This is a genomic window from Mesorhizobium sp. M0496 (genome assembly GCF_040321205.1).
Lineage (GTDB): Bacteria > Pseudomonadota > Alphaproteobacteria > Rhizobiales > Rhizobiaceae > Mesorhizobium.
Genome location: NZ_JAMYRC010000020.1, coordinates 1 through 21,236 on the forward strand (window position 1 = coordinate 1; position 21,236 = coordinate 21,236).

At 60.9% G+C, this 21,236-nt stretch carries 23 protein-coding genes, 1 tRNA gene and 2 pseudogenes; 17 read left to right on the top strand and 9 right to left on the bottom strand.

The features are described from left to right. The coding region (locus NKI73_RS17755; RefSeq protein ID WP_352631867.1) for a hypothetical protein at positions 1–327 on the top strand (327 nt) is incomplete at its 5' end. Between the two features lie 181 nt (positions 328–508). Then, positions 509–1,036: a hypothetical protein gene (locus NKI73_RS17760; protein WP_352631869.1), complete on the top strand. Its 528-nt coding sequence runs from the start codon at positions 509–511 to the stop codon at positions 1,034–1,036. On the opposite strand, the gene NKI73_RS17765 is transcribed toward NKI73_RS17760, so the two are convergent. Further along, a complete protein-coding gene (locus NKI73_RS17765; protein ID WP_352631871.1) occupies positions 1,037–1,618 on the bottom strand; it encodes a TetR/AcrR family transcriptional regulator in 582 nt (193 codons plus the stop codon). Positions 1,619–1,830: 212 nt separating this feature from the next. On the opposite strand from NKI73_RS17765, the gene NKI73_RS17770 reads away from it, so the two are divergent. The 4 genes and pseudogenes from NKI73_RS17770 (at position 1,831) to NKI73_RS17785 (ending at position 5,625) form a co-directional block, all read left to right on the top strand. Further along, positions 1,831–2,655, top strand: a complete 825-nt coding sequence (locus NKI73_RS17770; RefSeq protein ID WP_352631873.1) for a class I SAM-dependent methyltransferase — start codon at positions 1,831–1,833, stop codon at positions 2,653–2,655. Between the two features lie 115 nt (positions 2,656–2,770). Next, complete coding sequence (locus tag NKI73_RS17775) at positions 2,771–3,415, top strand: DUF1007 family protein (protein WP_352631875.1); 645 nt, start codon at positions 2,771–2,773, stop codon at positions 3,413–3,415. A gap of 21 nt (positions 3,416–3,436) precedes the next feature. Beyond that, positions 3,437–4,150: a HoxN/HupN/NixA family nickel/cobalt transporter gene (locus tag NKI73_RS17780; protein WP_352632063.1), complete on the top strand. Its 714-nt coding sequence runs from the start codon at positions 3,437–3,439 to the stop codon at positions 4,148–4,150. Positions 4,151–4,279: 129 nt separating this feature from the next. Further along, positions 4,280–5,625, top strand: a pseudogene (locus tag NKI73_RS17785) (hemolysin family protein). Positions 5,626–5,716: 91 nt separating this feature from the next. Here NKI73_RS17785 and NKI73_RS17790 read toward each other — a convergent pair. The 3 genes and pseudogenes from NKI73_RS17790 to NKI73_RS17800 all read right to left on the bottom strand — a co-directional run. Next, positions 5,717–6,073: pseudogene (locus tag NKI73_RS17790) on the bottom strand (amino acid ABC transporter ATP-binding protein); the annotation flags it as partial. A 17-nt stretch (positions 6,074–6,090) separates the two neighbouring features. Next, positions 6,091–6,441, bottom strand: coding sequence for a type 2 periplasmic-binding domain-containing protein (locus NKI73_RS17795; RefSeq protein WP_352631877.1), 351 nt, complete (start codon positions 6,439–6,441; stop codon positions 6,091–6,093). Beyond that, positions 6,416–7,624: a trans-sulfuration enzyme family protein gene (locus NKI73_RS17800; protein ID WP_352631879.1), complete on the bottom strand. Its 1,209-nt coding sequence runs from the start codon at positions 7,622–7,624 to the stop codon at positions 6,416–6,418. The genes NKI73_RS17795 and NKI73_RS17800 overlap by 26 nt, the downstream gene beginning before the upstream one ends. 79 nt (positions 7,625–7,703) lie before the next feature. Here NKI73_RS17800 and NKI73_RS17805 point away from each other — a divergent pair, with 79 nt between their 5' ends. The 4 genes from NKI73_RS17805 to NKI73_RS17820 all read left to right on the top strand — a co-directional run bounded on the left by NKI73_RS17805 (position 7,704) and on the right by NKI73_RS17820 (position 11,629). Further along, positions 7,704–8,600, top strand: coding sequence for a LysR family transcriptional regulator (locus tag NKI73_RS17805; protein ID WP_352631880.1), 897 nt, complete (start codon positions 7,704–7,706; stop codon positions 8,598–8,600). Between the two features lie 757 nt (positions 8,601–9,357). After that, positions 9,358–10,395: a hypothetical protein gene (locus NKI73_RS17810; protein ID WP_352631882.1), complete on the top strand. Its 1,038-nt coding sequence runs from the start codon at positions 9,358–9,360 to the stop codon at positions 10,393–10,395. Positions 10,396–10,558: 163 nt separating this feature from the next. Continuing rightward, positions 10,559–10,831 (top strand): hypothetical protein, encoded by a 273-nt coding sequence (locus NKI73_RS17815; protein ID WP_352631884.1) that lies wholly within the window; start codon positions 10,559–10,561, stop codon positions 10,829–10,831. A 507-nt stretch (positions 10,832–11,338) separates the two neighbouring features. Further along, positions 11,339–11,629, top strand: a complete 291-nt coding sequence (locus NKI73_RS17820) for a hypothetical protein (RefSeq protein WP_352631886.1) — start codon at positions 11,339–11,341, stop codon at positions 11,627–11,629. Between the two features lie 292 nt (positions 11,630–11,921). Here the strand turns inward: NKI73_RS17820 and NKI73_RS17825 are convergent, their stop codons facing one another. Continuing rightward, entirely contained in the window at positions 11,922–12,185 is a 264-nt protein-coding gene (locus NKI73_RS17825) for a hypothetical protein (RefSeq protein WP_352631888.1), read from the bottom strand. Between NKI73_RS17825 and NKI73_RS17830 the strand changes: the two genes are divergently transcribed. Together NKI73_RS17830 and NKI73_RS17835 are read left to right on the top strand one after the other, a co-directional pair. Next, complete coding sequence (locus tag NKI73_RS17830) at positions 12,184–13,122, top strand: hypothetical protein (RefSeq protein WP_352631890.1); 939 nt, start codon at positions 12,184–12,186, stop codon at positions 13,120–13,122. The genes NKI73_RS17825 and NKI73_RS17830 overlap by 2 nt on opposite strands. A 467-nt stretch (positions 13,123–13,589) precedes the next feature. After that, positions 13,590–13,922, top strand: coding sequence for a hypothetical protein (locus NKI73_RS17835; protein WP_352631892.1), 333 nt, complete (start codon positions 13,590–13,592; stop codon positions 13,920–13,922). On the opposite strand, the gene NKI73_RS17840 is transcribed toward NKI73_RS17835, so the two are convergent. Then, positions 13,916–14,716 carry a hypothetical protein gene (locus NKI73_RS17840; RefSeq protein ID WP_352631893.1) on the bottom strand — a complete coding sequence of 267 codons (801 nt, stop codon included), beginning with the start codon at positions 14,714–14,716 and terminating at the stop codon, positions 13,916–13,918. The two genes, NKI73_RS17835 and NKI73_RS17840, sit on opposite strands and share 7 nt — an antisense overlap. Positions 14,717–14,803: 87 nt before the next feature. Here NKI73_RS17840 and NKI73_RS17845 point away from each other — a divergent pair, with 87 nt between their 5' ends. The 3 genes from NKI73_RS17845 to NKI73_RS17855 all read left to right on the top strand — a co-directional run bounded on the left by NKI73_RS17845 (position 14,804) and on the right by NKI73_RS17855 (position 17,546). Next, positions 14,804–15,940 carry an AAA family ATPase gene (locus tag NKI73_RS17845; RefSeq protein ID WP_352631895.1) on the top strand — a complete coding sequence of 379 codons (1,137 nt, stop codon included), beginning with the start codon at positions 14,804–14,806 and terminating at the stop codon, positions 15,938–15,940. Next, positions 15,937–16,713 carry an ATP-dependent metallopeptidase FtsH/Yme1/Tma family protein gene (locus NKI73_RS17850; protein WP_352631897.1) on the top strand — a complete coding sequence of 259 codons (777 nt, stop codon included), beginning with the start codon at positions 15,937–15,939 and terminating at the stop codon, positions 16,711–16,713. Before NKI73_RS17845 ends, NKI73_RS17850 begins: the two co-directional genes overlap by 4 nt. 500 nt (positions 16,714–17,213) lie before the next feature. After that, positions 17,214–17,546 (top strand): hypothetical protein, encoded by a 333-nt coding sequence (locus NKI73_RS17855; RefSeq protein ID WP_352631899.1) that lies wholly within the window; start codon positions 17,214–17,216, stop codon positions 17,544–17,546. A 100-nt stretch (positions 17,547–17,646) separates the two neighbouring features. Here NKI73_RS17855 and NKI73_RS17860 read toward each other — a convergent pair whose 3' ends face one another. The 3 genes from NKI73_RS17860 to NKI73_RS17870 form a co-directional block, all read right to left on the bottom strand. Continuing rightward, positions 17,647–18,294: a site-specific integrase gene (locus tag NKI73_RS17860; RefSeq protein ID WP_352631901.1), complete on the bottom strand. Its 648-nt coding sequence runs from the start codon at positions 18,292–18,294 to the stop codon at positions 17,647–17,649. Between the two features lie 113 nt (positions 18,295–18,407). After that, the gene (locus tag NKI73_RS17865; protein WP_352631903.1) at positions 18,408–19,394 is read right to left on the bottom strand and encodes a hypothetical protein; all 987 of its coding nucleotides are present in this window, start codon (positions 19,392–19,394) and stop codon (positions 18,408–18,410) included. Between the two features lie 292 nt (positions 19,395–19,686). Next, positions 19,687–19,776 (bottom strand) — tRNA-Ser (locus NKI73_RS17870). Positions 19,777–20,178: 402 nt separating this feature from the next. Here NKI73_RS17870 and NKI73_RS17875 point away from each other — a divergent pair. Together NKI73_RS17875 and rpmA are read left to right on the top strand one after the other, a co-directional pair. Next, entirely contained in the window at positions 20,179–20,862 is a 684-nt protein-coding gene (locus tag NKI73_RS17875; protein ID WP_352631905.1) for a 50S ribosomal protein L21, read from the top strand. A gap of 98 nt (positions 20,863–20,960) precedes the next feature. Beyond that, entirely contained in the window at positions 20,961–21,230 is a 270-nt protein-coding gene (gene rpmA, locus NKI73_RS17880) for a 50S ribosomal protein L27 (RefSeq protein ID WP_015315190.1), read from the top strand. The last annotated feature ends 6 nt before the right edge of the window (positions 21,231–21,236 follow it).

A 21,236-nucleotide genomic window follows, 5' to 3' on the forward strand; every position in this document is an offset into this window, starting at 1 on the left:
TTGGCGCTGCGACGAACCTATCATAAGGGGGAAAACTGTTACCTATGTATCCGGTTCAAAGTGTTACCCATCTATCGGCTGGACAACGGTAGCGACCACGGGCGGGCTTTAAATGGGAGCGGCTACATTCCTGAGAAATCGACCGCTATGGCCATAATGCATGACCAGTGGAACGGTTCCAGACGATTTTTAACCATTGGGCATGCGGTCAAATCGGGACAAATGCCTTTTTCGCACAAGGTTCTCGAACTCTTTCGAAAACGCAAGGTCAGGCGCGTGAAACGACGGTTGCCCGTGCGCATCTTGAGGATTATTCGCTCAGTATGACGTGCTGACGTGCGCTATATCGGGCGCCTTTGATACGGCACTTCTTGACGCCGAGGGCAATCGGCAGGCCTGTAGCGCCCCTTGGCGCGATCCGGCGAGGCGCCGTAAATCTTGACCAGCGTGCCAACGGCTCCATCTTATTCGTACCGGTGCTCGCTCTTCAGCGCGAGGTGTAACGGATATGTCGAGAGTTCTCGTCGCTTTTGCGCTCGCAGGCGTCTGCCTGACATCGACACCGGTGTATGCCGACAATGTCGATCTCGGGCTAGAAACTTTTCACCAAACCTGTCTTGCCCATGGCCCCGACTTCGAGCGAACCGTCGCTGTGGCGAAGACGCGTGGATGGACACCGCTATCCGGTGACGCAGCGCTTGCTCCAGTCGATGACGTGGAGGCCTTTCAGGGGTGGGCCGTGACTGGCAACGATCTACCTGCCGGGACCATAATCGCGGTGACCAAAGCTACCTTGAACGGCAAGGCCATGCAGACCTGTTCCATCAGACTGTTCGACGTCGACCGCGCGACATTCGAGCAGCGCTTCTTCGCCCGTACGGACGCCGAAAAAATCAGCGAGGACCGGAATGGAGATCAGGTCTCCAAACTTTACATATTGATTGCAGGCAATCGAAAACAGCTCGTCCATTTAACATCGCCGGTCGACACGGAGCGAGCGAATTCGATCATTGCAAGCTCGATAGCCGACGACTAATCAGGCGCCGACGCCTTTTTCCGCCATCCTCTGGAACAGCTCGTCTGCCTGTGCCGGTGAAAGGTTCATGTCGGTGGCGACCCACCAGGCGAGGACCGCAAGAAATGCGCCGGCGATGAACTGAATGGCGAATTCGGCAGGCATGCCGCGATCGCCGATCCGTTTCTCGACGAGTTCTTCCCGGACGGCTCGCCGGATACGCTCACGCAATTCGTCGTGGATCGTATCGCCGCTGCTTGCAAGCAATGCGTGGTGAAGCGGTCGGAATACATGGGCGTGCTCGAACATGGGCAGGCTGAACTCAAACAGGCGGCTACCTGTTTCTTGACTTGCCGCCTCGCGCCTGCGGCCGATCGACCGCAGATGCGCCTCGATGGTCGCGCTGCGCAGAGCATCCTTGTCGGCATAGTGGGTATAGAAGGTAGACCTGCCGACATTGGCCCGCTGGCAAATGTCATCGACGGTGATGGCGGCATATCCCTGCTCCGGGATCAGGGCGATGAGCGCGTCCTGCAGCAGGCCGCGCGTCCGCGCAACGCGTCGATCGATCGTGTTTCGCTCGCCCGCACGTTCGATTTTCATGGCCATGGCCCCCTGCAGTGCCCGGTTTCGGACATTCGGCGGTCCGATGTCCGACAACAGCATTTCCAGACATTGTGTCCATTATGATACGCCAAGTCCAGGAGCTCAAATCGGGTTTGGGCACGCCGCAATGAAGCTGAAGGTCGCCAGACATGCACTCATCTGATCATCCCGCCGGTAACGGACCGCATTCGCGCAAGAGGATGATAGCGTTGGCCCTGCTTGCCAAGCTGTCGCTGGTCGCCGGCTTCCTCGTCCTCGCCAAATTGGGCATGGGCTACATTCAGGCCGGCGCCTGGACGGCGGCATTCCACGGCCTCGTCCTTGCGGTGATCGCGGGACTGGCGCTGTGGGGCAGCCTGCGTCACAGGGGGCTCGTTGGCAACGGTGCGCAGATCGCGAGCGACCGGGGCATTGGCATCGTCCTGCACCGGGCGGTGGCCTATGACTTGCTTGCGCGCGTTCTGACCTTCGGGCACGAGGGCCGGTTTCGCGAGTTCATGCTTCGCCCGGCAAAACTCCAGCCCGGCGAAGCGATGCTCGATGTCGCCTGCGGGACGGGAACCCTTGCCATTGCCGCGAAGCGGCTGGTCGGTTCGGACGGACGCGTCACCGGCGTCGATGCGTCGGCCGAAATGATCGAGAGGGCGCGCGCCAAGGCTGAGCGGTCCGGTCTCGATCTGACTTTCGTCAATGGGACGGCGCAGGAGCTTCCCTTCAGGGACGCGCAGTTCGACATCGTCGTCGGCACGCTGATGCTGCATCACTTGTCGAAGCCCGTTCGATCGGCCTTCATCCGCGAGGCGGCACGCGTCTTGAAGCCAGCAGGCCGGCTGTTGATCATCGATTTTGGCAGGCCGGTGCGCAAGTCCAGATTGCCCAGGCTCCACAAGCATGGTCATGTCGACATGCATTCGGTCGCCTCGCTGTTGACCCAGAGCGGATTCCAGGTCGGCGATATCGGCGCCGTCGGAACCAAGAACCTGAATTACATTTGTGCGACGACGAACAAGGACCAATCAGGCTTGGCGTCGTGATCATGCTCAGACGCTAGTTGCATGACGACCTGTTCTGGTATGTCCCATTTCGGCCTGCTTGCAATGGCAGGTGTGCTACCTGATCTGGAATCGACGAGCGAAATGTGAGCGAAAAATGCAGCTGACAGGCATAGTATCAGGCGCGGCGCTGTTGCTCGCTTCCGCCGCGGCGGCGAACGCCCATCCGCATGTGTTTGCCGAAGCGAAGCTGGACCTGACCGTCGGTCCAGACAGAACGGTCAAGTCGCTTCGGCATTCCTGGCGTTTCGACGACCTCTTTTCCAGCACTGTGCTGATGGAATTCGACAAGAATTCCGACCTTGTCCTTGATGCCAAGGAACTCGATGAAGTCGCTCTCACCGTCCATGCGTCGCTGGCCGAGTACAACTATTTTCAGATGGTGACCTTGAACGGCAAGGACGTGACGATGGCGCCACCGCCGAAGTTCAGCGTCAGCTATGAAAACGATCGACTCGTCGTCCAGTTCGAAACGCAGCCGAAGGACCCGTTGGCCCTTGCTGGAAAAGTCAGCATCGGCGTGTATGACCCGACCTTCTACACGGCGATCGATTTTACCGACGACGACAAGATTGCTGTGGCTGGCCTGCCTGAAGGCTGCTCACGCGCGGTCGTGCGTCCAGATCCGGACACGGCCATCGCGCAGAACCAGAAGAGCCTGACAGACGCGTTCTTTAGTGACCCGACGGGGACCGATCTCGGCAAGATTTTCGCGACGCGCCTCGAACTGACCTGCGGCTGAAGCGGAGCCGGTTCGATGGCCATGTTCCAGATGCTGGTCGAGTTCCAGCGCACGATCTACCTGGCGCTTGCCGAGCAGATCAAACTGCTTTCGGCCGGCGGCGATTGGCTGGCCTTCACGGCCTTTCTGCCCATGGGCATTCTGTTCGGTGCGGCGCACGCGCTGACGCCGGGCCATAGCAAAGCCGTGCTGGCGACTTATCTGGCCGGATCGGATGCCAGTGTCCGGCGTGGGCTTCTGGTATCGCTGACACTTTCCTTCACGCATGTGACGATCGCGGTACTGATCGCGGCGCTCTCTTTGCCGTTGGTATCGATTGCCCTGGGCAGTGTCGGCCGTGCGCCGCTACTGGAAGACATCAGCCGCGGGTTGCTTGGCCTGATTGGCATCTGGATGCTCTGGCGCGCATTGAGCCACGGCCATCACCACAAGCATGAGGGCGAGGCGGTTGGGGTGATGGCTGGCTTGATCCCCTGTCCGCTGACGCTTTTCGTGATGACCTTTGCGATATCCAGGGGCGTTCCGGTGGCCGGCATTCTTTTCGCAATCACCATGATGGCCGGCGTGGCGCTGACGCTGTCTTGCGTGGCGGTGCTGTCGATCTTATTTCGGGAACGTCTGGTGCATTTCTTTGACAGCCGGCCACGCCTGTTTGACGCCATTTCGCGGACCATCGAAGGCGCCGCTGGAATTGTTCTAGCTGGCGTAGCGGTTTGGCAAATCACTTCTCCCTAACGCTGTCCAAAGCCAGAGTCCCCCGCGTCTGGACAGCAGCTCCGCGTGATAATTCTGGGCCCAATGCGGTTGCGCAATAGCGCCAAATACGCTTCACAGATCCCCCAGTCAGATCAAGCAGAGGATATCATGCCGGCGGACGATGGTAGTCTACGCGACATTCTTGGGATTCTATTGGTTCTTGTACTCGTTGGCGCAAATGGCTTCTTTGTCGCCGCCGAATTTGCGTTGGTGGCGGTCAGGCGGAGCCGAGTCGACGAACTTGCTACCGCTGGACGCTTGAACGCCGGGCTGCTTCAAAGAGCCTTGGCGAATCTCGATGCCAATCTTGCCGCCACCCAGCTGGGTATCACCATTTCGTCGCTGGCGCTTGGCTGGGTTGGCGAACCTGCACTCGCCCATCTGATCGAGCCGCTGCTGGTTGGAGCGATGGGGTCTCTTGCCACCGCTGGATCCCATACAATCGCCGTCGCAATTGCTTTTATTATCATCACTGCTCTCCACATCGTTCTGGGCGAGTTGGCGCCGAAAAGCCTGGCGCTTCAGCGTAGCGAGGGCACAGCACTATGGGTGGTGCGTCCGCTAGGCCTGTTTCTGTTCCTGCTCAGGCCGGCGATCCTCACTCTGAACGGCCTTGGCAACCTGGTGTTGCGGCTCTGCGGGCTGCGGCCAGGCACGGGCGAGGAGTCCCTGCATTCGCCTGAAGAGCTGAAGCTGCTTGTCGCGGCGAGCCAGGAGGCAGGGCTGCTCCACCAGACCCAGCAGGAGCTCGTCGAGCGCGTCTTCAACATGGCGATCGGCGCATCGCCGACATCATGACGCCGCGGCGCGATATCGACTGGATCGACACTGAGGACAGTCCAGACGAGATTCTGCGTACCATCCGTGAATGTCGCCATGAGCAGCTTCTGGTCGGCCGTGGCGGGATCGATGAACCAATCGGCATGATCCTGAAGAAGGATCTCCTCGACCAAGTGCTCGACGGGAAAACGCTCGATCCAATGGCGGTCATCCGCGACCCCGTGATCGTTCACGAAGGAACGCCGATATTCCGCGTTCTCGATCGGTTCAAGAGGGCACCGGTACGCCTGGCGATCGTCATCGACGAATATGGCGCTCTGGAGGGGATCGTCACCCAGACCGATCTGCTCGAAGCCATCGCAGGCGACCTTCCGGATATGGACGGTGAGGACCCCGACGTCGTCAAGCGTGAAGACGGCTCCCTGCTGATCGACGGTATGATGCTGGCGCACGATGCTTTCGCTCTCCTCGGCTTTCGATCAGGGGCGGCAGAGGGTGATTTTCATACGATCGCCGGGTTCGCCCTGTCCCGGCTTGGGCATCTTCCGGAAGCTGGCGAGCACTTCGACTACGAGGGCTGGCGCTTCGAGATTCTCGATATGGACGGAAGGCGGATAGACAAGCTGCTCGCTCGCCGTGAGCTGCCTTCATTCCACGGGAAGGCGTCCGGATAGTGGTCTTCGACGCCCATGAGAGAGGCGTATATGCGAGCAAAATTGAGACAGAGTAGTTGTGAACTAGTCAAAGCAGACGCGTTCAACTGCTTTAATTCAGAATCTGGCTGAGAAACAGCTTGCTGCGTTCATGAAGCGGGCTTGTGAAGAACTCGACCGGAGTGTTCGTCTCGACAATCTCGCCCTGGTCCATGAACACAACGCGGTCCGCAACCTGGCGGGCGAATCCCATCTCGTGGGTGACGCACAGCATTGTCATGCCATCATCGGCCAACGACGCCATTGTATCTAGCACCTCCTTGACCATTTCGGGATCAAGTGCCGAGGTCGGTTCGTCGAACAGCATAATTTTCGGGTTCATGCAGAGTGAGCGAGCAATGGCTACGCGCTGCTGCTGGCCGCCAGAGAGCTGACCCGGATATTTGTGCGCCTGATCCAGAATCCCTATAGTGGATGGCTGTCTCTTCAGCCTAGCGCAGGAAGTCGCTGAGCAGCATTGAGCGGCACGTATCGGATCTTATCCTTGTCCCCAAGAATGGCGACCGCGAATGTACGACAAATGTCGGAATCGAAGCCGCGATAATACCCCTTTTCGTCGGGGCGAGAGAGGCCGGGCACTCCCTGGCTCGCGCCGCAACTGACGTAGCCGCGTGCCTTTATCTTTTCGACGACGCTTTGCGCGGCCGCATCTCCCGCGCTTGAAGCCAGGCCGACCAGCCCGATCGCTAAGGCGGCAAGCCATTTATGCCCTTCGCATTTCATATCCATTCCCCTTTCGTTGAAGTTGTTGTCATTCTGCAGCCTTGGCGTCGCCAACTGTGGTTCGTCGCGTTTCCGCAAAGTGCTCGAAGGCCTGTGACAGATCGGCGAGAAGGTCGCCGACGGCCTCCAGGCCGATGGAGAGCCGCCAAACTGGGCCAGGCTTCAGCCAGTCGAGGCCACTGCGGCCATTTCGAGGATCACTGACGGAGATCAGCGAGTGCACCCCGCCCCAGCTTGCACCTAGCCTGAACAGTCGCATGCGACGCAGAGCCCCGGATTGGTGGGGCGCTAGTTCCGGCTGCAACACAAACGAGAAGACACCTGCCGATCCGGCGAAGTCACGCTTCCAGGTCAAGTGGCCGGGATGGTCGGGCTCACTCGGATGCAGGATCTGCGCAACCTCGGGGCGCTCCGACAGCCACGATATGATGTTCTGCGCGGTGCTGTCGGCTTGGCGCATTCGCACCGGCATGGTCATCAGGCCGCGCTTGCACAATGCGCAATCCTCCGGCGAAACGCCGTAACCGAGAAAACGCGAGGTATCCTTTAACCGTCGGAACAAGGTCTCGTCGTTCACCGCCACCGAGCCCATCAGCAGGTCGCCGTGGCCGCCGGCATGTTTGGAAAGCGCCTGCATCGAGATGTCGACACCATGCTTGAGTGGTTTGAACAGCAAGTGTGAGGCCCAGGTGTTGTCGACCGCGACAAGCGCGCCAGCCTCGTGGGCCGCAGCCGTGATTGCCGGCACGTCCTGTATCTCGAAGGTCGCGGAACCCGGCGATTCCGCCCAGACCAGCTGCGTCCTGCCATCTATCAACGCCGAAATGCTTCCATCGAGCTTGGGGTCGTAGGTCACCGCATCGATGCCAAGGGGAGCGAGAAGGCGGGCGGCCATTTCGCGTGCCGGCCCATAGAACGTCTCCGGGATCAGAACCCGATCGCCACCATGGCAGACGGTCATGGTCGTCAGCGTTATGGCCGCCATTCCGGAAGGGACGACGAGCGCCCGAGATCCACCTTCCAGCGCAGCGATATGGTCTTCCAACTGGCGGCTGGTCGGAGTCCCGTAAAGTCCGTAACTGAAGCCATCGTACAGTCGCTCGACGCGGCGCTCGAAGGAGTCCAAATCGTCGAAGACGACCGTGGAGGCGCGTTCAACTGGCATCGCCAACGACCTGAATGGCTCCTCCGAGCGCCTGGGAGGATGGATATGTGAAGTGTCGTCGTGTCGGGTCATGGGCGGACTTTAACTGGCTCGCCCATTGCCATCTATGACTGTGGCGATAAAGGTAATCCACTTTTGATATGGAATGCCAATGAACCCGCGCGACATCGATGTGTTCAACGCAATCATGATCACGGGTGGCGCCGGCGCAGCGGCGACGCTGCTGGATACTTCGCAGCCCGCGATAAGTCGCTCTCTGACGAAGCTGGAATCGGAGCTCGGATTCAATCTGTTCGACCGTATCCGCGGCAGGCTGGTGCCGACGCGGGAAGGAGAACTTTTCTACACCGAGGTAAAGGCCAATCTGGTGGGGTTGGATCGGCTCAGGCTGCGCGCGGCCCAGATCAAGGAAGTTGGGACGGGGACGATACGCGTTGCCAGCCTCTCGGCACTCGGCCACGGTCTGGTGCCACGTGCCATCGTGGCTTTCTCGAGCAAACATCCACAGGTTCGCATCAGCTATCAGGTGCGCATGTCCAACGTCGTGCGCGACCTGGTGGCATCTGGTAGTTTCGACATCGGTCTCGCTGCCGACGAGATCGATACGACAGGCGTGCTGTATAGCATCTTCACCACCCCGCGAGCTGTCTGCGTGATGCCGAAGAACCACCGGTTGGCTCGCAAGCCCGTTGTCACGCCTGCGGACCTTGATGATGAGGCGTTCCTGGCACTGTCGCCGGAAGACACGGTGCGGCTCGCCATGGACAAGATCTTTGCCGAACACCGCGTACGGCCACGCATCTTGATTGAAACACCTTACGGTCTGACCATCGCCATCCTTGCCGCTAAAGGCATGGGTATCGGTCTGGTCAATCCTTCCGTCATTGCCGACCGCATGATCGACAGCATCGTCGCCAAGCCATTCGAGCCAGCCGTGCATTTCCGAGCACTGATTTTGCGCCCGCCAGACGGCATCAACTCGACGCTGGCAACCGATTTCATCGCCGAGCTCTATGCAGCGCGCAATGTGCTATCGAGCGAGGACTAGGCGAACGAACTATTCAACTCGCTGCCTGCTTCCGCCCGACCTGGCTCAAACAGATATGAGGCAGATTGATTGAAGGGAGGGGTTCTCCGAAGCTCGGGTTGGTGACACTAGTACCGGCATTGAATATTGGCGGAATAGCATTCGTCGATCTGCCGTCGCTGATCCCCTTACGCGTGTCTGGACTAGCGCGGAACGGCTTGTGTCGGTCTCCGAGGGATAGGCAAACTTTGCCCGCGCCATGGGAGCGGGAGTTTGAAAAAATTGTGATCGCGCCAGCAGGTTTATGGGCGACAGCTTCGCACCGATGGCGGCAACCGAGATATTTGGAACTACGGCCTTACCCGGAAGCCGGCAAAGCGTAGCATCTTTTGTGCGCCCCGGCATTGCACACAGCAGGTGTGTGGTGTCGGTGGACGTTATGCTTGTACCTGCAAGATATTACTCTAGCCGCTTTCGGGTGCGCGCGATCAGAAGCCGATGCGCCCGCGAACTTTCTGATGAGGTCTTTATGAATGTTCCAGTTTGTTGGATATGTGTAAATGTATCACAAGCAAGATAATCTCACAATAAGAAAGATACTTTCTAAGTACATACATTTTAGCGGCGTAAACGCGATTCGCAGAGTATTAAAACATGAATGTCGCCAGTCGTTAAATACGGTAGATTGGACGTAAGAGTTATCTTAGGCTATACTCTTTTTGATGCCTGCAGATGTGTTCTGTGTTGGCAGTGATCTGTTTATTGGAAAGGAATTAGCATGAAAAACTCAAACTTTACGGGCGTCAGCACTATTCCATCTGCCTTTCTGCCCGAGGCTATCGCAGAGACGTCCGTGCAGGAACAGGAACCTGCACGCGGGAAGGGCAAGACTCCCGGGAGCAAAATTAAGAGGGTCGCCAAGGCATCCAGACCGCCGGCAACGTATGAAGAGCTCGGCATCCCCGCCGAGAAAATCCCCGTGCTCTTGGAATGCGAGAATATGTTCCGCGGGTCCGAACGCGTCGATGCCGAGCAGGTCTTCGTTAAAGGTGAGGCAGTAGCCAAGGCCAGACAGGCCTGTCCATCCCAGGAGTCGTTCGCGACGTGGTTGAAAGGTTGGTGCGGGCAGTCACGACGTACCGGTGATAACTTCATTGCGGTTCACGAACGGCTCGGCCAGTACCGGACGCTGTTCGTCGAACACAATGTGCAGCGTGTCGCGCTTTATGCGCTGTGCGCGGCGTCGCCTGAGAAGATCGAGGCGGTGGCGAACCGGTTGCGAGCAGGAGAGCGCCCGTCGGCTGCCGAGATCGGGGCCTTCGCCAGGGATGGCGCCATCAAGGCAGCTCCGCTTGCGCCAGCGAACATCGCCGGTCCCGAAGGCGTCAAGGCGTTGATCCGCGAGAAGACCGCCGCCGGGTTGCCTGCTCTCATCGGTCGCCTCTGCCGCATGCTTGAGGTTGTTCAGGAAGCCGTCCTCTGTCACGCCGGGGGTAAACCCCTGGTCAAGAAGAAGCTCGCCGAGCAGTTGGTCCAACCAGCCCGCCGAGCCCGCGCCGAACTGGAAAGTTTGGCGGCATTCGTCGAGCCCAATCCCAATGGCCCGGACTGGCTTGTGCATACGGCAAGATTCCCGGCCGATACCGGCTGGAGCCTGGTCTGGCACGTACTCTATGGCCGGCGCCGACGACTGGCCGAAGGACGACAGGTTCAGGCCATGGTTCTTGGAGAAGGTTCTGCCAAGTCTGGAATGGGCGGTCGGTCCGAAGCTTGCCTCGGCAACGGCCAAGGCCGTCAAGGCAAAGTTGGAAACTGAGGCAGCCACGCTGTCGGAGCGAAAGGTGGTGAAGCCGTCGAAAACACCACGGAAATTGAAGGGTCTCGCACAGGAGGGGAGGGACGCAGCTGAAGCCTTGTCCCCGATGTCCAAGCCGGCGCCGAAGTCGCCGGCTGCGAGCCGGAAGGTCGTCGAGGGTCCCATGGCACTGCTGAACGGCGAGCCCGCCGGCACGCCGGAAGAGGCGATCGCCCCGAAGCGCGCGGCGAAAGCCGCTGCCAAAGGCACGCCGGCGGAGGCTTACGGCGAAAGGAAGCCGATCGGACCGGAAGAGCGCGTCCGCCGGATAAAGGCGACGCTGCTGGACGTCGCGGTGCCAGGGTTTGCCGCAAGGCCGCCACGGGAAGGCTTCGTCAAGCCTCCCTTCCTCAAGGACATTCGCGAAGATAATGGCGGATCGCCGAAGATGGGCTGACGCCGGTTTCCGAACCTATCGAACCTCGAAGGCCCTCGCCACAAGCGGGGGCCTTAATTTTGGAAACTGTTTCGGGAACCTCTGACAGTCGCTGGGCGCAAGCAGCGACCGCATCGGCCGGGAAAGATGATAATGGCCCAGCGACGCTCGCGCGACCGATTGCGCGGAAGGAAGGTAAGGTAAGGCAAGAGTGGGCACGCCGGCGACCTCGCGAAGCGAGCAAGACCATCCGCACAACCTGCTTGATGACTATCGCAGTAGGCCGGCCCGCCGGCTCAAATCGAATGCCAGAGCCTTCCAGAAGCCCTTTGGGCGGAAGCTATGGATCAATAGGACAGCCTTGTCTCGCGGTGTCTTCGATTGCCTGGGAGTTCGAAGCAAGGGGTCGCCGCGAGAAACGAAAATGTCTCTCGGTGGTTTGTGGCTTGCAAGGATCACCCTCACCCTCGTGGGAGGAGGCCGATCCCCGCGCCTGCCGCCGCAATACCCTGGACAACGGAGCATCAAATGAAACTCGCACTGACCCCACCGCCCTTCCTCGCCAGGTTCGCAAGCCTCCCCGCGCGCTACCGGATCGCGCAGGACCGGCTACTCGAGCTCGACCGGACTGGCCGGCTGCGTGCCATCACCGGGCTAGAGTTCGTCCAGCGGTTGATCGACGCCCGTGCGGAACTCGACAATCCGCAGAACGGTAGAAACGCGCGAACAATACAGCTGGCGCTGCAGCAATTCGAACGTGAGGTCGGAGCCTTCGAAGAGAAGCTTGTGGAACTCGACGCGAGGCTCCAACTGAACTGACGATTGCCCAATCACATTCCGAAGAGCGTCGGCAGTCATGATCTACTCGTGGCGATGAGACGCGCATCGCCGCCCAACAGAACGAGATCCTCCTGGAATTCGGAGCCCGGAATTAACCTTGCGATCGTTTGGAGGCGATCCGCGCGATTGTGGGGATTGAGATCCGTTCCGGATCCGTTCACATAAGGATCGTTCCGGCCATGTCCGGGACAAGTCGGCCCTCGACGGTGCGCTAACACCGACGAAGGCCTGACCCGCAACCTGGATAAGAGGTCTTGGGCTATGAACAGCACTATCGTTTTTGTCTCCTTCGGGAAAGAATCTTCTCGCTTTCGGGTGGCGGTGAGCCGCGCCGATTGCCGCCGGCATTGCGCGTCACACCAATTGCCGCCGCGGCTTGCGTCCCAATAGCGGCGCGCTGAGCGCAGCCTTCCCACCCGAGACGATCGATATCTAACCGGCGAATGCCGTGCGCGGATCGATCGGGCAAACATTGCCCATTGCCGCCATGCTTTCCGGCGCCGATCGTCCCCGTCGTCATTAAGGAGAATTCCATGAGCCACAATCCTGTGCTCTCGACTTCATCGTCGGCCTCAGCATTTGTCTATTCTGCCGTCATTGCCGATCTCGAACCCGATTTCGCGCGCATGGTCGACAGGGCAATGGCCGCGGTGCTTTCCGGCGACACCAAGCCGGACATTGTCTTCGGCAACTGTGCAGGCCTCGTCTCGATGGCGCGCTCGGTCTCGTTCCATGAGGGCAATTTGCTTGAATGGGGCGTCATTCGCATCGCCGCCTGCAACCCCGACCTCCTGGTGATGCCGCAGGACAAGCCGATGCCCGTCGTGCCGGCCGCGCTGGAGTTTCTGGAACGCAACGAATGGTCGAAGCTCGAGGGCATCCGGTTGCGGTCCGAAGTGCATTCGAAAAAAACCTACACACCAGACATCGTCCTGGTGAACCGGAAGCGGCATTCGGCGCTGATCGTCGACATGAAGCGGTCGTTGGCATCCTATGCCGAGCATCGCCTCGAGGCGCTTCGACAGCGCATGATGGCCGTTGCGCTCGTCGCCGCCGATTGGCTGTACGTCGAGCGAAAAGCTCCCTTTGTCTCTGAAGTCGGCATTGCCATCATCGACGGCTCGGATGAAACCAGTGATCACTCCAAGGGGGTCTTCGGCCTCTCCGAGATCGGCGACCTGCTTGAGATTGCCGGCGCCGGCGCGGCGATGATGCATCTGCGGGCGATGTTCGCGGCGCGTGTTCGCGAGGAACTCGAACGCCAATGCCGGGCGGTCATCGTAGAGACCGAACCAACGTCTTGTCTCCGCGGCGAAAGAACCGCAGCGGTGCTTCCGCTCTTTGACGATGAAGCGGAGGGGGAACATGTCTGTCCGGCAGTTGTCCGTCTCGGCGAAGCCCGTGTCCGCCGGACGCCTGAGATCGATGCGCGGGTAAAAGTTGGCTTCGCCCGAACGCGCGCCAGCCCCTGATCGGTCGGGCGGACCGGTACTGCCCGATCCGCGCCCACCATCACCCCAGACAACCATCGATCCAAAAGCCCGCCTCGCCGGCGGCACGGAGAATTTTGTCATGAGCACACGCCTATCCGCCAGCAAGCAAAGCCTCACCAAGACAGCCGCCAGCACCGGGCAAGGCTTGTCTTCCGCCAGTGAAGCCCGGGGGGATTCCTCTTTTCCCGGAGCCGCCCGGACTACCGGCGACACCTCGAGCGTGCATGCCGATCGCATTCGGCCCTCCCGACCGTTCGTCAGCAAGAATGCGGCCTCTCGGCAAGCGTCGGACCAGACGGTGCCGGGCACGACCGCGTCCACGACGGCGCGACCGGAGCGCACCCCGCCCGTGCCATCCGGTTCATCAGGGCACTATTGCCAAGGCCGATGCGGTCGACGGCGCAGGCGCCGCTCTCGCAGCGCTCGACTGGCAGTTGCCACCGGCCATGGCGCGGGCGCGAACAGCAAGGGGATCGAACGCGCTGCTCGGCATTCTTGGCCACGGCGAAGAATGCATTGGCCTTGCAATGAGCGGGCAGATCGCCGTCTGCGACTGCCGGACCAAGCCGATGGAAGATCCGGCTGTCGCCGTGGCGCTGGCGCTGCACTATGCGCGCACCGCGGTCGATCGGGGCATCCCGATCCCCACGGTCGTGCTCGAGCTTCTTGCTCTGCGCGTGCGGGAAGGCGACCCGACCTGTCGCGCGGTCGGCGAATGGCTCGACGAGCGTGGTTTGCTCGACATCAGACTCCCACCCAGCCTGGAGAGGGATCAGTGATGACCGCGCGTCTGGGAAAACATTTTCTCCGGCGGCTCCGCCGCAATGCCGAAGCCACCGCGCTCGACCGTGCCGTCGACACCGGCATTCTCGTCGACGAGGTACGCATCATCGACGGATGCAAGGTTCGGCTCTTCACGCCGCATCTCACCATGCTGGAGAAATCCGAGGCCGAACTCACGCGGTTGCTTTTTCGTCTGGGCGGCATTGTCAGAGGTTCCAAGCGGGAGGAGAGCTTTACGGAATTCGAAGATGAGGACGGGCTTTCGCAATCGGGCGTGGTTCTGTCCTCGGGCAAACGGGGTAGCGCGGCGCGGCCAGCTTCCTCGAAAAAGAGGGGTGCGGCGGCCTTCCGGGCACATCATTTGGATTTGAGGACAAGCCTGCTCCGCCGCATCCGCCGGACAATCGAACCGCCGCAGGCGGCGGAGGTGGCGACACTTCTGATGCTGGCGCAGGCTGTTGCCGACGATCCGGCCGCGCTCGCCGAGATGCTTCGGATCCTGAAACTGCCAAGGCCGATCATCACCATCGTCGGCAAGGTCAGGGGCTTTGAGGGCTGCTTCCTGGATATGCTTCGCAGCGGCATGATTCTCCCGGGAAAGGTCGCCATCGCGAGCGGCCATGAGATTCATCGCGACGGCAGTCTTCGGTTCAGCCGCGACGAAGACGTCAGATCGCGAGCTGTTGCATTCGCCAGCCGATGGTTCGATCCCGACGACGCTGACAAAACCGACTGGCGCGTCGGTCGGGCGGCGATGGACGCTTTCCCGATCCTGGGCGTCGCCGAACACGAGAGCCGCCTGCCCGAGAGGCTGAGACGGGCGGCCCAACTCAACCTCGCATGCGGCCCGTTGAATGGGACCATCATTGGAGACACCATGACTGCCGTGCTCGGTGAGGAGCCCGAGGGTGAACTCGACCAGGTAGACTGCTCTCTGCTGACGCTCTCCGATCTCGCCATTGCTATCCGGCCCGGCGTCTCAGTCGCATCGGCCTGGGCCGTGCTTGCGCATATCGCTGGAGAAAGGCGCAAGTCGGCCGAAGCCGGAGAGGGATCCAACGGCAGTGATGGACCAGCCAGCAGCTCCAGCTCCAAGACCCATGCCAGCAACGCGACCACCAAGACGGGCCGTGGCAAGGACCAGGGTTCGGGCAGCGAGATCATCCAGCCTGCGAAACTGACCGGCGGCGAGCAGGATCGCTTCATCCCGCGCGTCGAGACGCTGACAGGGTACGGCGAAGCCCGGGACTGGTCACTGTCGTTGCAGGCTGACCTGGCGCTGTGGCGCGAGGGTAGGCTCGTGTGGGAAGAGATGACCACAAAACTGCTTCTGGCTGGCCCGCCAGGGACGGGCAAGACGAGTTTCGCAAGAGCCCTTTGCAACACGCTGCAAATCCCGCTCATCGTCACTTCCGTTGCGACCTGGTTGGAACCCGCTTACCTCGGCGACGTGCTCCGGCGCATGAAGGCGGCATTCACGGAAGCCGAAGCCAACAAGCCTGCGATCCTTTTTGTCGACGAGATCGACGGCATCGGCAAGCGGGGAAACGCGTCCCGGTCTCATGACGAATACTGGACCTCTTTCATCAACCAGGCGCTGACGCTGCTCGACGGAGCGTCGAAATCTTCCGGCGTGATCGTCGTCGGGGCGACCAACAATCCCGACGCCATCGACCCGGCGCTGCTGCGCTCGGGCAGGCTGGAAAAACACATCGTCATTCCGCGGCCCGACACCGAGGCGCTGATCGGTATCCTGCGCCATCATCTGCAAGCCGATCTCGATGCGGTGATTGCGAGTGCGCCGACACAGGCCCCCGCCCGGGCGACTGCCGCGTCCGTCTCTGAGCCTGGGGTTGGGTCTGTCCAGGCTTCGATTGCCAGCGAGGGCAGGGCGACAGGATTGAAGACGGGCACCGTCGTGGCCGACCCAGTCGACGCCGAAGCGCCTGCCACATCGCTCCATGTCACAGCGCGACAGGCGCGGGCGAACAAGCAGAGCAGGAGAGACGCATGAGCAGTCCCGTGCAGAACACATCACCCCCTCACGCACTCGTTCACGACGTGCTGCGCCGCCTTGCGCTGAAGGCGAATGGATTAACCGGCGCCGATATCGAGCGCCTCGTGCGCGAGGCCAGGCAGAAGGCGAGGCGAGAACAGAGGACGCTGGAGTGGTGTGATCTCGAAACCATTCTCACCGTGGCCAAGCCGGATAAGCCGGAGAGTTTGCGCTGGCGCATGGCGCTACACGAATCCGGTCATGCCGTCGCGCGACTGGTCCTGAAGCTCGGCAGGGTGACCATGATCACCATCGACGGGCGCGACGGCGGCGGCATGGTCGAGGGCGACCAGCCGGCTGTCGATGAGGAAACGGAGGAACGCGCCGAGGCTCTGCTGCTGATCAGGCTTGCAGGCCGCGCGGCGGAGCAAGAGCTGCTGGGTTCGGTCGCGGCCGGATCTGGCGGGACTTCGTCCAGCGATCTTGCAGGCGCCACAGAGTTGGCCGTTGCGATGGAGACGTCGCTGGGCTTTGCCCGGAATGCGCCGCTGCTCTATCGCGCAACCGACGACAAGGCTTCGCTGCTGATCTACAGTCCGGAAATTGCCAGCCGCGTCAACGCTCGGCTGGAAGCGGCCTACGCCAAGGCGTGCGAACTGATCCGGCGGTATCGAAAGGCGATCGAGACGCTTGCCCGCGCGCTCATGGACCACGACACGCTGGAGGGCGGGGAACTGGGCAGCATCTTTCAGCAACTCGAAGAAACGCTGACTGTTCTCCCGAATCCATAAAGCCCGCGGCGAACGGTGACATTCGGAACGGCAACGTCGAAGCCGCTGATGCAGCGGGCGCGAAGAATGGCGGCGAGGCCATGTCGGAGGCAAGCGGGTCGATCGCATGTGCAGCCAACTCGATCCGACGGGCCCGCAACCCAGGTCAAATCAGGAAAATTTGTGTTAATCCGATTCAGCGTCCCGGCACCGCGATTCAGAGTCCTCTGAGGACGATTCACGAGTGTGAGGAAACGATTCCGGACTCCGGACAAGCGTTGCAACTGCAAACGCCGTGCGCGTTCGGGCCGCCCGTAAACGTACGTGCACGTTGGGTCGAGTTGCAGGCAACGCATCTCACATTGAGAAAATTTGCGGTAATTCGATTCGGGCGGAGGGAATTGCGATTCAGCTCCGCGGACGATCGATTCCCACACCGGAATCGCTGTCCGCCAAACGACGCTTGTCGTATGCATGGACCGGCGCCAGACTCCTAGGGTGGAAACCTGGGAGACAAAAAGATGGTACAGTCGCGGCGCGAGAAACTGGACAAGCAGCGGGAACGCCAGCGGGCCGTTCGCATCGCTCGCAAGACTGAACGAAAGCCTTCGCGGGATGATATCGCTCGCGCGCTTCTGCATTACGCCATCGTGCAGAACCTGAAGCTTGGACGCGGGCGGGAACTTGATCGGCTGCAGGCATCGATCGTGGAGGAACTGGCTGTCCAGGGCTTTGACCGAAAAGCTGCAGACGCTGCCTTTGACGACCTCGTCGACAAATACGGCTCCGGTTGGACCTTTCAGCGCAAGCGTCATCTGCGCGGTGACAGTAAAATCGACGAGGCTGGCGGCTGACCGTGCCGTTGTCTCCCCAGGTCTTGGCGGCTTTTGCCGATCGACATGCTTTCACATCAAACGCCGTTTTCAACCGCTGTCCCGTGCTCTCCCCATTACTTCACCAAACGCCGTTTGCGAGTGAATCGCCCGCAAGATGACTATTTAGGTCGTCGCCCGAACGTGCGCCTCGCTTGGGCGAGCTTGTCGAAGTCAAGGCCATAGAGGCGGAAAAATCCACGCCATCGACGAGATCCGCGCGGGCGATGCCGCGCGCGCGGATCTCGCTGATCGCCCTGAAGCCATAGAGGTCGTGCTCGTCATCAAGCCGATGGCCAGCCTGCAGCTTGCGGTCCCGTGAGTCCACCTTGTTGTCGCGCATCTGGTCGATGTTGCCGCCCCGCAGCGAGTGGAAGACTTCCTTCCGTGTCGTGGTGACGCCGGCCTTCTCGAAAAGGCGGTTCATGTAAGAACTGGCGCTCTTGCTCGGGTCCGCGAGCCGGATGAGTTGCGGGAACAGGAACGAGTCACCCTGGTTTTGAGCCCATTCGATGAAGCCGATCTTGCGGAGAAAATCATGCAGGACGAAGAATGTAGCACTGGCGTCGGTCTTGATGGGAACGCGCTGCCAATGCCCCTCCCTGTTGAGCTGAATGCCTGACGTCTGGGCAACCCAGACGTCAGGATATTTCTCGCGGATGTCATTGCCCGTGAGGTGGACCAGCAATCCGAGACGGCGCCCGGTCAGGTGTCCGAGCAGCGGCAACATAGTCTCGTCCAGCAAGCCTCTCTCAACGCCCTTGCGGAAAATGCGGCTGATCTGGTCGGAGCTAAGCGGCTCCGCCGACTCGCGCGGGGCTGCGGTATCCGGGTAAAAAAGTATTACGCCCGAAAGCGGGTCCGGGTAGTCCAGCTCGGTGATCTTGCAACGATGATCGTCTTGACGATGGTGACATAGCCATCCTCCAGCGCCGATCGTTTCAAGGGTTTGGCCGTAAGATCGGCATTGGCGGCCAGGATCTCGCGCGCCGTCTTGTCCTTCGGCCTGTCCTTCTCTTTCGCCGGCCAATGCGTCAGGAGATGGACATAGGCCTGAAGGTCGGCCCCCGTATAGGTGTCGACGGGATGGTCGCCGATCAGTTCGATGAAAACGCCCACTCGCATCCGCGCGGTGGCGATGTCCCTGTTCTTCTCGCCCGATCTCACGGCATGGCGTTCGAAATAGTCCTCGGCGACTTCGCTCAGTAGCGGCTTCGTCGATGGCTTGCGCTCGACATAACGGCGGTCAAGCTTGAAGGCCACGGTCTTCCTGACCGAGCTGTTCTCAACCCGCCGGGCCGGCTCCGGATGGACGACGGGAGCTGAGGAGCTTGACTGGGCATGCGCGGCGGGGTCGGTCGTCACGCGAACAGCAGGCAAGGCGTCGAGAGGCCCGGCACCTCTTTGCTTTGCCATTTGTGGGAAGGTGGAAGCCGAACCTGTCTGGACCTCGCCCGCGATCTTGGCGAGCGACTGCGCCCTTAGCATGTCAGCATTCTCGATGATGAGCGCATTGCCCTCGGCGCCTTTCGCCAGTTCCCTGCCGATGCTGACCAATCCCCGGAAGCCAGCGAACACGGCCTCCTGGTGCGGGGGCGTCGGAGGGGCGGGTTGCGAGACCACCGAAAGCATGGCCTTGAGGTAGCCCTTCACCTCTGCCGCGGTCAGTTCGGGACTGTCATTGGCGAAGTCCGAAGCGTCCTCGCCGTCCCTTTCGTCCGCGTTCTTGGTGCCCTCGTTTTCCAATCTGGCCGTCCTGATCTGGTCGAAGCGGTTTCTGGCGAGCGCCGCCAGTAGTTCAGCCTTGACGCGCGCCTGGCGTGCAGTCATCGCGCCCAGCCCGAGCCGGACGAAGTGCGCGTCCCCTCCACTGAGGTCGCCGGGCAGTCTAATCTGGAAAGGATAAACGGAACCTGACCGGACGAGGTAGCGGCCGGGCGAAGCGCTGCCGCTCGATCGCGGCGCATTTTCAGGATCTTCGAACGATGCATCCAATGATACGTCGCGCGATACATTCAACGATACACGCACCTGAGAAACTCCCATTCTCGGGAGCCGCCGGGAGACTTTTCAGAACGGGATCAGGCGCTTGCGCAGAATGTGGGTTCGAGTCCGAGACCCCTGGCGGAGAGGGAGGGATTCGAACCCCCGATGGGCTTGCACCCATGCCGCATTTCGAGTGCGGTGCATTCGACCACTCTGCCACCTCTCCGCGGTCATGGTCGGCCGTTGCCGGCGCGGCGCACTAGATAACGGCTGAACGGGCAGGTTACAAGGCCAAATCCGTGAGTTATTTGGCTTGCGGGACAAGCGGCGGATTCACGGCGGGTCCGGTGCAGGGAGACGCAGGCAAATTGTCGACCTGCCATGCATCCTTGTCTCCACGACGGCAGCGCGGTGCGGTGCTGCCGTCGTGGCCAGTGCTGCCCGCCAATAACAGTCCCGGCGCGGCTGTTTGCCTTGACTCGCACCCAACCTTCGGTTAGGGACAGCGCGCAATCGGCGTGGAGGGTTCTTCCGCGCCGCTTGTTTTTTGAACCCGCAGACTGACAAAAAGACGGCTGAACCGCCAGAGGCGGCTCATCAAGGCCGACCGAACAGCGAAAGGCAAAAAATGTTCGCAGTCATTAAAACGGGTGGCAAGCAGTATCGCGTTGCCGCCAACGATCTCCTGAAGATCGAAAAAGTCGAAGCCAATGTCGGCGATATGGTCGAGATCGGTCATGTTCTCGCGCATGGCGAGGGCGAAAATGTCACGTTCGGCGCGCCGTTCGTCGACGGCGCGGTGGTCACCGCCGAAGTCGTCGCGCAGGGCAAGAACCGCACCGTCATCGCCTTCAAGAAGCGCCGCCGGCAGAACTCGCGCCGCAAGATCGGCCATCGCCAGCTTCTGACCACCGTGCGGATCTCCGAGATCCTGCTGGGTGGCGCCAAGCCGACGAAGACGGCAGCGGTCAAGGCGCCGAAGAAGGAAGCCAAGGCAGAGGCCGCCACCGAAGCGAAGGCGGAAGCCGCGCCGAAGAAGGAGCCCAAGGCCAAGGCAGCCGAGACAAAGGCAGCCGAGACCGCGGCAGCACCGCTGTTCAAGGCGCCGAAGGGCGAGCCGGACGATCTGACCGTGATCAAGGGCATCGGCCCGGTCGCAGCCAAGGATCTCAACGAGCAGGGCATCATCACCTTTGCCCAGCTCGCCAAGCTGACCGACAAGGATGTCGCCAAGATCGACGAGCACATGCCCTTCAGCGCCGACCAGATCAAGGACTGGCGCGAGCAGGCCAAGGAATTGGCGGCGAAGTAATTTTTCTGGCGATTAGCTCGCCGGATCGGACTTGAAACGGAACGCGAACGCGTTCATAACGCCTTTTAGGCGCCTTGCGGCGCAACGGAGTTAGTTAGATGGCACACAAGAAAGCTGGCGGCTCGTCGCGCAACGGTCGCGACTCGCATTCCAAGCGTCTGGGCGTGAAGAAGTTCGGCGGCGAAGCCGTCATCCCGGGCAACATCATCATTCGTCAACGCGGCACCACGTGGCATCCCGGCGTCAATGTCGGCATGGGCACGGACCATACGCTTTTTGCGCTCGAGACCGGCGCCGTGACGTTCAACAAAAAAGCCAACGGCCGAACCTACGTATCGGTCAACCCGATTACCAAAGCCGCGGAGTAGCCGGTT